Raw genomic sequence first — 11540 nt, 5'->3', positions numbered from 1 at the left:
AGCATTACAGCAACTATTTCCGTGGAATTCCCCATTTTAAAGATTTCCGCAGAAAGTTCCTTGAAGTTTTCACGCTCGAAGAAATGGATTCGGTTATTTCTGAAGCCGATCACTTTTACAAAGAATTTCAATTCGAAAGTAATTAAGGTCTAAATTTTTTCCGAAAATACCGGAACAGATTTACCTCAGCAAGATTTAGACTGCAGAACTTTGGATTCTTTTGATCAGGGAAAGTGAAATTTTTTGAAGTATAGTCAGCGGACAAAAACTATGGATTTCAAATATTTAATTTTGGATTCCTGCAAAACTCTTAACTGATTTAGAATGCCTTTAATCCGTAACATTCAGCTAGTTTTGAAGACTAATTGATTAAATTGATTTTCGATGCTTAAAGCAGAACATGTAACCAAAACTTACAACGCAGGCAAAAAACTTGCGCTCGAAGACTTCTCCATCAACGTTCCCGAAGCGAGTATTTACGGCCTTCTTGGACCGAACGGCGCCGGAAAAACCACTTTTATCAGAATTATCAATCAGATTACGCAGTCAGATTCAGGCGAAGTTTTCATCAATAACGAAAAACTGAACCCCAACCATATCCGCCAGATCGGTTATATGCCTGAAGAGCGCGGACTCTATAAAAACATGTCGGTGGGAGACCAAATTCTGTATTTCGGGGAACTGAAAGGCATGAATAAAAATGATGCGCTGAACCAGGCAAAATACTGGTTCGAGCAGCTGGAAATCGACCAGTGGTGGAAGAAAAAACTCAGTGAACTCTCCAAAGGGATGGCCCAGAAAATTCAGTTTGTGGTGACGGTTCTTCACCGCCCGAAACTGTTGATTCTTGATGAACCGTTTTCGGGTTTCGATCCGGTAAACGCCAATCTAATAAAAGACCAGATCCTCAATTTAAAAAACAACGGTACCACCATCATCCTCTCTACGCACCGAATGGAAAGTGTGGAAGAAATGTGCGATTATGTAGCATTAATAGATCATGCGAAGAAAGTACTTGACGGAAAAGTGTTCGATGTGCGCGAGCAGTTCAAGAAAAATATATTCGGGGTGACTTTGGCAGACATCAATAATGACGCATTTGAACAGTTCAGAAACCGTTATCAGATTCAGGAATATGCAACAGAGAACGAGTTGGTTTCCTTCGATTTGAAAAACGATAATGACCAAAATATTGTGTTGAATGAACTGATGAAAGTCGGCAAAATACGGTCTTTTGATGAGAAAATCCCGAGCATGAACGAAGTTTTCATCAACGCAGTTTCGGCTGGTAAGCGGTAAATTTCTTTTTTAATGTTTAAAAATTAACCTGAAAGTCAATTCATGAAAAATATATTTTTAATTACCAAAAGAGAATATCTCACCCAGGTAAAGAAAAAATCTTTTGTCATCCTCACCCTTCTCGCGCCGGTGCTGATGATCGCTTTTGCGGCGTTTATCACATTTCTCTTCAAGGCAAACGAAAGTACGAGCACGTTTAACGTCATTGATAAAAGCGGACTGTTTGTAGGCAACCTGAAAAGCGACCAGTCGATAAAATATGTTTTCGTACCTCGGGAAAACGAGAAAGCACTTACCTCGACTTTAAAGGACATGGACGGAATCGAAGGACTTCTGATCATTCCCGAACTTAAAGATAACAACTTTGATGAGCTTGAGAAAAACTCGAAATTACTGATCAATAAAAAGATTGGTTTCGAGACTAAAATGAGTGTGGTGGCTGATCTGTCGAGAATCGTAAAGCAGGAAAAAATTAAAAAACTCGGAATTTCTGAAGATCAGATCATCAGTCTGGATAAAAATTTCGACCTCAATACCCAGAATGTTGTAGATAATAACAAAGCAGATTCAGATCTTGATTTCGGGATAAAATCGGGCCTCAGCATGGTTCTGATGTACGCGGTTTTCATGTTTATCATTATTTACGGTGTGCGGGTAATGCGTAGTGTTTTAGAGGAAAAAAACAACCGCGTGGTAGAAATCATCATCTCTTCGGTAAAACCTTTTGAACTCATGATGGGGAAAATTCTGGGTGTAACACTGGTTGCATTAACGCAGTTCAGCATCTGGATTACCATGTCGGTTTTGGGCGCGATATTTCTGAATACCGGTTTTTCGGCGATGCAGAAGCAGATCCCCGGCGGCGAACAGTCGGAAGAAATGATTGAAAAATTTGATATTCAGCAGACCGCTTCAGAAGTTTCGCATATTCTGCTGGACATGAATTATCCGCTGATCATCTTCGTTTTCATCATATTCTTTCTGTTAGGGTATATTTTTTACAGCTCGATGTATGCAGCCATCGGTTCAGCAGTGGATAATGAAACCGAAACGCAGCAGTTTACCCTTTTCGCCATCATTCCCCTGATGATTGGCATGTACGGAAGTTTTACGATTATGAATAATCCTGAAGGACCACTTGGTTTTTGGCTCTCGATTATTCCGTTCACCTCGCCTGTGGCCATGATTGCAAGAATTCCGTTTGGGGTTCCGGGCTGGCAGATCGCACTTTCGATCTTCCTGCTGGTGATTTCAACGTTACTAATGATTTATATCGCGGCAAAAGTTTACCGGGTAGGAATTTTAATGTACGGAAATAAAGCCAGCGCTAAAGAAATCTGGAAATGGATCAGGAGTTAAGGTTAAGATAAAGTAAATCCCGTCAAAATAACTTGGCGGGATTTTTCTTTTTATCTGTTTAAATATTTTACTGAAAGATATAACTAAGGCCGACACTGAAGACCTGTTCAGATTTTTTCTTGCTGATATTGGGATCACCAGTCTGCTCTTTCATAAGGCCTTTGTAAGTGTTGCTTAAACCGATATCGTAGCGGCCGGTAACTTCAAGCATTCTTCGGTAGGAAAAACCAATGCCTAAGCCTACTCCAAAATTGAAACCCGCGGCCTTACCGTTGATATCACCTACTCCTTCTTCTGTGTACCTATCAGGAGCGTTTTTAATATTCTGATTGATGAGAAAATTGAATTTCGGGCCAGCAAGGCCAAAGAACTCAGATTCTGCCTCAGAAAAATAGCCTTTAAAATAAAGCGGTACGCTGATATAATTGTTGGCATATATTGCGTCGTAACCCACTGCCCCTTTCATATCTTTATCTTTTCCGGTTTCCCCGGCACCCAGATATTCTATTCCCGGCTGGATATAAAACTGATCGTTATGATCTACCGGAATCAGGGCCAAAACCCCGCCGAAACCTGAATAAATAGGCCCGGAAGGATTGTGGGCATTGCTCACGCGCGAGTAAGTTCCACCGCCGGTAATCCCAAATCTGGTATTGCGCAGATCAATCTGTGCTGAAAAGAGCGCCGCTGCACATAGTGCGGAAACAACAAATAGTTTATTTTTCATAATAGTGTTTATCGACAAAGATAAAAAATATTGATCAAAAAAAGATTCTGTAAAAACTTACAGAACCTTTTTATATTTTGATGAGGAAAATTATCCTAAAACCTGAGCTACAGTAGAACCAATTTCAGCAGGTGAATCCACCACATTGATTCCGTTTTCTCTCATAATCGCCATTTTCGCCTGTGCAGTATCTTCGGCACCACCTACGATTGCTCCTGCGTGACCCATTGTTCTACCTTTTGGTGCAGTTTGACCTGCGATAAAACCAACAACTGGTTTTTTAGAACCGCTTTCTTTATACCATCTTGCAGCTTCAGCTTCTAATGAACCTCCGATTTCTCCGATCATGACTACAGCATCCGTTTCAGGATCGTTGATGAACAGTTCCAAAGCTTCTTTGGTTGTAGTACCGATGATGGGGTCACCACCGATTCCGATAGCGGTAGAAACTCCGTAACCTGCTTTCACTACCTGGTCAGCAGCTTCGTAAGTAAGGGTTCCTGATTTTGAAACGATACCCACTCTCCCTTTTTTGAAAACAAAACCTGGCATAATCCCGATTTTCGCTTCGTCGGAAGTGATGATTCCAGGGCAGTTTGGTCCGATCAATCGGCAATCTCTGTCAGCAATATAAGCTTTAACTTTCACCATGTCTTCCACAGGAATTCCTTCGGTAATACATACAATTACTTTAATTCCGGCTTCCGCAGCTTCCATAATGGCGTCTGCAGCAAATGCTGGCGGAACGAAAATAATGGAAACATTCGCGCCCGCTTTTTCTACCGATTCAGCAACGGTATTGAAAACCGGCTTACCCAAATGCTCAGTTCCTCCTTTTCCTGGAGTTACACCGCCTACTACGTTGGTTCCGTATTCAATCATCTGACCTGCGTGGAAGGTTCCTTCGTTTCCTGTAAAGCCCTGTACAATTACTTTAGAATCTTTGTTTACTAATACTGACATTCTTATGTTTTTTTAAATTTATTATAGAATATTAACTCTCACAAATTTACTGAATCTGCCGAGTTAAAAAAAATTATCAATTATTTTATTCGTTATATTTCTTAAATACTTCCTGAAGACAGGAATTTGTATTGTTAAAGAAATTGCAACTTTCAATGAACTCCGCTAAAACAGGCATATCAGAAGTAATCTCCTTAAGTTTCTTTTTATAGTTGGTTAAAATACTAAACATTTCATACTTACCATCATTTTTAATCAAAATATCAATAGACCCTTGAGAATGGTCGTACGCATTTTCTGTATAATCCCTGTACCATTTCATCTTTGGTCCGTCCTGAATCAATTCAAACATTCCGAATTTTTCCAGTGGTCTTTCAAAAACCCTGTTTTGCCCCTTCAGATCAACAAATTCAATGCGTCTGAACTTATTAAAGAGATGTTTTTCTTTTTTGCCAGCATCATTGATAAGAAAAATATTCTTTTGGGTGATACTGTTCTCATATATTTCGTTTTCGTAAAAGATGCTTTTTCTGAATAAAATTTTAGCATCGGAAACGGTACCGTCGGCAAAAAGTATCTTAGCATTGATTTCAGCTTTTTGAGAAAAGCTTAATATAAACAGGAAAAAACTCAATAAAGATAAAATTCGCTTCATCTTAAAGATTTTTCAGTTTCACCTCTTTTCTTAAATAATCCCTAAACTCTTCCGCCAACTGTCCGAAATAGGTTTTTCCGCCTTTCAAGTCTTTGTTGACGCCGGTTTTGCCTAAAAGAACTGCTCCTTTTCCCACTCGGTTACCGGACGCCATACCTACTTGTCCCCAAACCGTTACCTCGTCTTCGATGACGCAACAACCTGCAATCGCAGCATGGGAAGCAATAAGCACTTTTTTACCGATGATGGTATCGTGGCCGATTTGTATTAAATTATCTAAAATAGAACCTTCGCCAATGATGGTAGAATCCGTAACGCCACGGTCGATGGTGCAGTTGTTTCCGATCTCCACATTGTTTTCAATGATGACATTTCCTACAGAAATCAGGCGGTCGAAATTTCCGTTAAGTTTTCTGTAATAAAATGCGTCGCCGCCCAAAACAGTTCCGCTCTGGATAATCACGTTGTCGCCGATGATGGTTCTGTCGCCTATCACAACATTCGGGAAAATGATACAGTTTTTGCCGATTTTCACTTCGTTTCCAATCACTGCTGAAGGATGAATGCGTGTTCCTTCGCCGACTTCAAGATCGTGAAGTTCTTCTGAAAAATTGTAAATCCGCGTGAAATGGGTATTGATTTTATTGAAATCCCTGAAGGGATCATCGGAGACCAACAAAGCCTTCCCTTCCGGACAGTTCACCACTTTATCGATGAGAATAATGGTTGCCTCAGAATTAAGGGCTTTATCGTAGTATTTGGGATGATTCACAAAAACAATTTCCCCGGCTTTTACGCGGTGAATTTCGTTGGTCCCAAGAACGGGAAAGTTTTCGTCGCCAATCATTTGGGCACCGATGAGATCTGCAATGTTCCTTAGGGTCTGCGGTTGGTTGAAGGTCATATTTTAATAAGCAGATGGAAGATTTTCACCTTCCATCAATTTTTATTTTACGCGTTCCAGATAATTTCCGTCTTCGGTGTTTACTTTAATTTTGTCACCTGCTTCAATGAAAAGAGGAACCATAACTCTTGCTCCGGTTTCTACGATTGCGTTTTTCAGGGCGTTGGTTGCAGTATTTCCTTTCACTCCAGGATCTGCTTCAATAACGTCCAGATAAACCGTTGGCGGGATTTCTGCTGAAAGTGGAGATTCATCTGCTTCTTTCAGAATGATGGTTACTTCTTCACCTGCTTTCATAAACTGCGAGTTCTCGATCATCTCTTTGTTCAGGTAGATTTGTGAGAAATCATCATTATTCATAAAGTGAAAACCATTGTCGTCTTCGTAAAGATACTGGAATTTTCTGGTGATTACTTTTACTTCATCAATTTTGTGACCTGCGGAAAAAGTGTTTTCAAGCACTTTACCGTTGGTTACCGATTTCATTTTGGTTCTTACGAACGCTGGACCTTTACCTGGTTTTACGTGTAAGAAATCGATAATTTTGAAGATATCGTTACTGTATTCGATACACATTCCTTTTTTAATATCGTTGCTGGTTGCCATTTAAAGTTTGAATTTTTAGTTATCGTCTGAAGATGCATCTCCGGACTTATCAGTGTTAATTAAAGTTGTATTGTGTCTATTCTTTTCCGGTGCCGTAGCCTTTTACGATACCTCTGGGCGAATTCTTGATGAATTCTAAAATTTCGTCTCTTTCGGCAGTCGGCAGCATTTCTTTTTCAATATAGCTTGATGCCTGCGAAACATTCATCTTCATCTGGAAGATGGCTCTGTAAATTTTCTGGATTTCGAAGATCTTATCATTGGTAAAGCCTCTCCGGCGCAGACCTACAGAATTTATTCCTGCATAAGTCATGGGCTCTCGTGCTACTTTCACATAAGGAGGGATATCTTTTCTTACCAAAGTTCCTCCGGAAATCATCACATGTTTACCGATTTTCCCAAACTGGTGAACCGCTGAAAGTCCGCCCATTACGGTATAATCTCCGATTTCGACATGCCCTGCAATACCGCAACCGTTCACGATGATTACGCCGTTCCCGAGAACACAGTCGTGCGCAATATGTGATGTCGCCATAATGAGACAGTCGTTTCCTATTTTGGTGTAACCCAGCGCTTTGGTTCCGCGGTTTACGGTAACACATTCTCTGATGGTGGTATTGTCACCGATAATCACCTGGGTATCTTCACCTTCGAATTTCAGATCCTGCGGAACTGCGGCTATCACTGTACCTGGGAAAATACGGCAGTTTTTCCCGATTCTGGCACCATCCATAATCGTTACGTTAGGACCGATCCAGGTTCCTTCGCCAATTTCTACGTCACCGGCAATGGTAGTAAACGGTTCTACGATTACATTTTTCTTTATTTTTGCGCGTTTGTCAACGGCAGCTAACTGGTGTACCATTTAATCCGGTTTATTTTTTGCGACCTGCGCCATCAATTCAGCTTCTACTACAACGCTGTCGCCTACATAGCCATAGCCCTGCATGTGAACAATCCCTCTTCGTATTGGGGAAATAAGTTCTATTTTAAAAACCAGGGTATCACCCGGAACCACTTTTTTCTTAAATTTTACTTTATCCATTTTAATAAAATAAGTGGAATAGTTTTCGGGATCAGGAACGCTTGCCAGAACGAGGATTCCACCGGTCTGTGCCAGAGCCTCCACCTGTAAAACGCCCGGCATTACCGGTTCTTTAGGGAAATGCCCCACAAAAAACGGTTCATTCATGGTGACGTTTTTCAGCCCCACTACGTGAGAGTCTGAAAGCTCAAGAATTTTATCAATAAGGAGGAACGGCGGCCGGTGTGGCATAAGTTTCATGATTCCGTTGATATCGAAAACGGGTTCTTTGTAGATGTCGATATCGGGAACATTTTTCTTTCTCTGCAGTTTCCACTGTCTGTTGAGTTTTTTTGCAAACTGGGTGTTTACAAAATGTCCCGGTTTGTTGGCGATCACTTTTCCTTTGATCTTTACTCCCACCAAGGCTAAGTCACCGATCACGTCTAACAGTTTATGGCGCGCGGCTTCGTTGGGATAATTCAGGGTAAGGTTATCTAAAATCCCGTTCGGGCGGATGGAAACATCATCTTTACCGAAGGCTTTTTTCAGTTTTTCTGAAGTTTCTGCAGTAAGTTCTTTATCTACATAAACAATAGCGTTGGAAATATCGCCACCTTTAATAAGACCGGCATCCAAAAGCATTTCGAGTTCATGAAGGAAACTGAAAGTACGTGCACATGAAATTTCGTCTTTAAATTCTGAAATATCTTTTAAGGTGGCATTCTGGGTTCCGAGAACTTTCGTCCCGAAATCTACCATTGTCGTCACTTCATAAGTATCGGAAGGGATGATGGTAAGCTCGGATCCGGTAGTGGGATCAACATAATTCAGGACTTCCTTCACAACCAGATATTCGCGGTCTACATTCTGTTCCACAATCCCTGCTTTTTCAATGGCATCAACGAAAAACCTTGAAGAACCGTCTAAAATTGGAGGCTCTGCACTGTTCATTTCCAGAATAGCATTGTCGATGTCGCAGCCTACCAAAGCTGCCAGAAGATGTTCGCAGGTATGAATTCTGACTCCTAATTTTTCAAGGGTCGTTCCCCGTTCGGTTGCAGTGACGTAGTTTACGTCGGCCTCAATATGAGGATGCCCCTCCAAATCGGTACGTACAAATACAAAACCGGTATTCTCCTTGGCCGGTTTTATTGTTAATGTTACTTCTCTTCCGGTATGAAGCCCAATCCCACAAAGGGAAACTTCTTCCTTTAAAGTTTTTTGTTTATCACTCACTGGTTTTTATCTTTAGTGCTGTTTTCAATAGTATTGATGCGTTTCACGATTTCGGTGAAATTTCTGAAATGCACATAATTTCTTCTGTATTCTCCGGCATTAATGGCAGGTGATCCGTAAAGAATTTCCCCGTCTTTCGTATTGGAATTCACGCCGCTCTGGGCCTGAACTTTCACCTGATTGCCGATGGTAATATGCCCAACAATCCCCACCTGACCGCCAATCTGGTTCCAGTCACCAATAACGGTGGATCCTGCAATGCCCGCCTGAGCTGCGATTACATTGTTCTCACCAATCTTTACATTGTGGGCGATCTGAATTAAATTATCGATTTTAGTTCCGTTTCCGATCACGGTTGAACCAATTGTACCTCTGTCGATACTGCAGTTGGAGCCAATTTCAACATGGTCTCCCAAAACAACATTACCCAGTTGCGGAATTTTCTGATAACCGTCTTTGGTCACCTGAAAACCGAATCCGTCTGATCCTATTACGGTATTGGAATGGATGACGCAGTTGTCGCCAATCACGCAGTAATCATATATTCTTACCCCACTGTAAATAATACAGTTTTTGCCTATTTTTACATTTTTGCCGATGTAAACGTGAGGGTAAATCTGGCTTTCGTCACCAATTTTTACTTTTTCGGAAACACAGGTAAACGCGCCAACATACACATTTTCACCAACTTTGGAGGTTTCATGAAATACTGCACCCTGCTCGATACCGGTCTTTCTGCCCTGCATTTCCTTATAAAGATTCATAAGAACCTGAAAAGAAAGATAAGCATCTTCTACTGCGATAATGGTGGTAGGATAAGTGTCTTTGGTTAAAAGTTTTTCGGAAACGATAAGTACTGAACATTTCGTTGTATCGATATAGTCTGCAAATCTATCCTGCGCGATGAAGGAAAGATGGCCTTCTTCACCACTCTCAATAGGGGAAACACCGCTGATAGTGGCATTTTCGTCGCCTATAATTCTTCCGTTGATAAATCCTGCGATCTGCGATGCTGTAAATTCCATATCCTGCAAAGATAAGAAAATATGGTTTACACAAAATAATTTTCAGAATTTTAGACGCCTAAAAACGTGTGTTTTTACTGCAATATAATTCCGCTTGATTTCACAAATTTAATAGCGGGGGAATTATGAATGTGTGCTTTGAATTCCTTTATTTTTTCCGGACTGTTGTCCAACAAACCCATTTTAATGTATCCTTCTTTTTCCATCACCCACCAAAAAGACATGTTTTGCGCATACTTTTTGTTTGCGGGATTCTGAGCAAAATCGTTCAGAAAAGTCATTAATTTATCGAGCTCATTATAAGAATATTTTTGCGTGTTGAAATGCACTTTTTCACTGCCAATAATCTTAATAATTTCCCTTTTACCTTTAGCCGTATCTCCAAATAAATTTATTTCCAGGTCACCGGAATCGTTGATAAAAGCTCCGCCATAATACCCGGGAATATTTTTGCCAAAGTGTTTGAGTAATTTTTCCAATTTTTGATTGGCTTCCCACTGAAAAGCTGCATCGGCTTCGCCTGTATTTTTGTCTTGATTTTCTTCTGCGTTTACTTCCCGATTTCCCTTTTCCTCCTCAACTATTTTTATTTCTGATTTATTCTCTATAGTCGAACTATCAGAAACTTTATGTGTTTTAACAACTACGGAATCCTTTTTTACTGATTGTTGAATGGTGTTTTGTATAGAATTTTTCTTTATGCAGGAAATTGCAAAAAGACCACTCAGAACCAACAGAATTTTTCTCATCACTTCCAATTTTGAAAGTAAGGGCAAAAACTGAACCGATTGGGATCTAATTAAATCTCTCTTGGAAAAGACAGAATATATTTAGTATTCGATTGATTTATAAATGCGGAAAGAATCTGATTTTCTGAATCTTCGAGCCTGAATTTCTCGCCATTTTTTGGAAGAAGATGAATTGGCTGTTTTTCTATATTGTAAGGAAGTAGCGTTCTTGAAATTTCATCCACGAGTTCCGCTCCATTCTCAATATTGAAGAAAGCGTTTGTTTTGTCAATTTTATCTTCGACAAAATCTTTTTCAAAAGGTTTTGAAGAAATCATGGTCTTCGGAAAATTCCTTTGAATAACACATTTACACAGATAAGAAAGAATAAAATCATCACTTTTTGTCCAAAATTTCATCGCCTGAATTATATCGTTATCATCCAACTCTGTAAATCTTTGGATGTCTTCTTTTGTGGCACGAACGAACTTATTTTTTTCGAGGAAATATTTTAAATTATCGGAAGCTTTGAGTTCTTTTCCTTCTGAAACTAAAGTTTTTGCGCGGTCCAAAATCTTCACCAAAAGATGTTCCGCCAAAGCCGATGTCTTGTGATAATACACCTGCCAATACATGAACATTCTCGCCGTTAAAAAATTTTCGATGGAATAAATTCCTTTCGCATCAATCACAAGTTTGTCATCCGCAACATTCATCATCGAAATAATTCTCTGCGTATTCACATTTCCTTCGGAAACGCCTGTGTAGAAACTGTCGCGTTTCAAATAATCCAAACGGTCCACATCAAGTTGAGAAGAAATCAACTGATTGAAAAATTTCCGGTGATATTTCCCTTGAAACATTTCTATTGCCATTGTCAGTTGGCCGTCCAATTCTCTGTTCAAGTCATTCATCAACAACAATGAAAGCTTTTCATGATGCCAATCTTCCATCAACATATTTTCCAAAGCGTGCGAAAAAGGACCATGACCAATGTCGTGAAGCAGAATC

Annotated in this window: 12 protein-coding genes; 2 read left to right on the top strand and 10 right to left on the bottom strand. The window is 40.1% G+C overall.

Annotated features, from left to right (window positions below; translation table 11 throughout):
- Window positions 1-384 precede the first annotated feature (384 nt).
- Together V5N63_RS09860 and V5N63_RS09855 are read left to right on the top strand one after the other, a co-directional pair.
- Window positions 385-1299 carry an ABC transporter ATP-binding protein gene (locus tag V5N63_RS09860; protein WP_332033808.1) on the top strand — a complete coding sequence of 305 codons (915 nt, stop codon included), beginning with the start codon at window positions 385-387 and terminating at the stop codon, window positions 1297-1299.
- Window positions 1300-1341: 42 nt separating this feature from the next.
- Window positions 1342-2658 (top strand): ABC transporter permease, encoded by a 1317-nt coding sequence (locus V5N63_RS09855; protein WP_332033807.1) that lies wholly within the window; start codon window positions 1342-1344, stop codon window positions 2656-2658.
- 67 nt (window positions 2659-2725) lie between these two features.
- On the opposite strand, the gene V5N63_RS09850 is transcribed toward V5N63_RS09855, so the two are convergent.
- The 10 genes from V5N63_RS09850 to V5N63_RS09805 form a co-directional block, all read right to left on the bottom strand.
- Window positions 2726-3385, bottom strand: a complete 660-nt coding sequence (locus V5N63_RS09850) for a porin family protein (protein WP_332033806.1) — start codon at window positions 3383-3385, stop codon at window positions 2726-2728.
- Between the two features lie 90 nt (window positions 3386-3475).
- On the bottom strand, window positions 3476-4348 hold the full coding sequence (sucD, locus tag V5N63_RS09845) for a succinate--CoA ligase subunit alpha (protein WP_088467966.1): 873 nt from the start codon (window positions 4346-4348) through the stop codon (window positions 3476-3478).
- An 85-nt stretch (window positions 4349-4433) separates the two neighbouring features.
- On the bottom strand, window positions 4434-5003 hold the full coding sequence (locus V5N63_RS09840; RefSeq protein ID WP_332033805.1) for a hypothetical protein: 570 nt from the start codon (window positions 5001-5003) through the stop codon (window positions 4434-4436).
- A 1-nt stretch (window position 5004) separates the two neighbouring features.
- Window positions 5005-5907 carry a UDP-3-O-(3-hydroxymyristoyl)glucosamine N-acyltransferase gene (locus tag V5N63_RS09835; RefSeq protein ID WP_332033804.1) on the bottom strand — a complete coding sequence of 301 codons (903 nt, stop codon included), beginning with the start codon at window positions 5905-5907 and terminating at the stop codon, window positions 5005-5007.
- Window positions 5908-5949: 42 nt separating this feature from the next.
- A complete protein-coding gene (gene efp / locus V5N63_RS09830; RefSeq protein ID WP_088467969.1) occupies window positions 5950-6513 on the bottom strand; it encodes an elongation factor P in 564 nt (187 codons plus the stop codon).
- Window positions 6514-6589: 76 nt separating this feature from the next.
- Window positions 6590-7378, bottom strand: a complete 789-nt coding sequence (gene lpxA, locus V5N63_RS09825; protein WP_088467970.1) for an acyl-ACP--UDP-N-acetylglucosamine O-acyltransferase — start codon at window positions 7376-7378, stop codon at window positions 6590-6592.
- Window positions 7379-8776, bottom strand: coding sequence for a bifunctional UDP-3-O-[3-hydroxymyristoyl] N-acetylglucosamine deacetylase/3-hydroxyacyl-ACP dehydratase (locus V5N63_RS09820; RefSeq protein WP_332033803.1), 1398 nt, complete (start codon window positions 8774-8776; stop codon window positions 7379-7381). It lies immediately after the preceding gene.
- A complete protein-coding gene (gene lpxD / locus V5N63_RS09815) occupies window positions 8773-9801 on the bottom strand; it encodes a UDP-3-O-(3-hydroxymyristoyl)glucosamine N-acyltransferase (RefSeq protein ID WP_332033802.1) in 1029 nt (342 codons plus the stop codon). Before lpxD ends, V5N63_RS09820 begins: the two co-directional genes overlap by 4 nt.
- 74 nt (window positions 9802-9875) lie before the next feature.
- Complete coding sequence (locus V5N63_RS09810; RefSeq protein WP_332033801.1) at window positions 9876-10550, bottom strand: hypothetical protein; 675 nt, start codon at window positions 10548-10550, stop codon at window positions 9876-9878.
- Window positions 10551-10600: 50 nt separating this feature from the next.
- Window positions 10601-11540, bottom strand: a 940-nt coding sequence (locus V5N63_RS09805; protein WP_332033800.1) for an HD domain-containing protein, incomplete at its 5' end; no start/stop codon positions are given.

Source organism: Kaistella sp. (assembly GCF_032060305.1).
GTDB lineage: Bacteria > Bacteroidota > Bacteroidia > Flavobacteriales > Weeksellaceae > Kaistella > Kaistella yananensis.
Note: the sequence above shows the minus strand (reverse complement) of the source record. Positions and strands in the feature narration are given on the sequence as shown.

Coding starts and splice junctions, on each gene's coding strand:
- V5N63_RS09860 (WP_332033808.1), top strand. CDS start 385: ATGCTTAAAGCAGAACATGTAACCAAAACTTACAACGCAGGCAAAAAA.
- V5N63_RS09855 (WP_332033807.1), top strand. CDS start 1,342: ATGAAAAATATATTTTTAATTACCAAAAGAGAATATCTCACCCAGGTA.
- V5N63_RS09850 (WP_332033806.1), bottom strand. CDS start 3,385: ATGAAAAATAAACTATTTGTTGTTTCCGCACTATGTGCAGCGGCGCTC.
- sucD (WP_088467966.1), bottom strand. CDS start 4,348: ATGTCAGTATTAGTAAACAAAGATTCTAAAGTAATTGTACAGGGCTTT.
- V5N63_RS09840 (WP_332033805.1), bottom strand. CDS start 5,003: ATGAAGCGAATTTTATCTTTATTGAGTTTTTTCCTGTTTATATTAAGC.
- V5N63_RS09835 (WP_332033804.1), bottom strand. CDS start 5,907: ATGACCTTCAACCAACCGCAGACCCTAAGGAACATTGCAGATCTCATC.
- efp (WP_088467969.1), bottom strand. CDS start 6,513: ATGGCAACCAGCAACGATATTAAAAAAGGAATGTGTATCGAATACAGT.
- lpxA (WP_088467970.1), bottom strand. CDS start 7,378: ATGGTACACCAGTTAGCTGCCGTTGACAAACGCGCAAAAATAAAGAAA.
- lpxD (WP_332033802.1), bottom strand. CDS start 9,801: ATGGAATTTACAGCATCGCAGATCGCAGGATTTATCAACGGAAGAATT.
- V5N63_RS09810 (WP_332033801.1), bottom strand. CDS start 10,550: ATGAGAAAAATTCTGTTGGTTCTGAGTGGTCTTTTTGCAATTTCCTGC.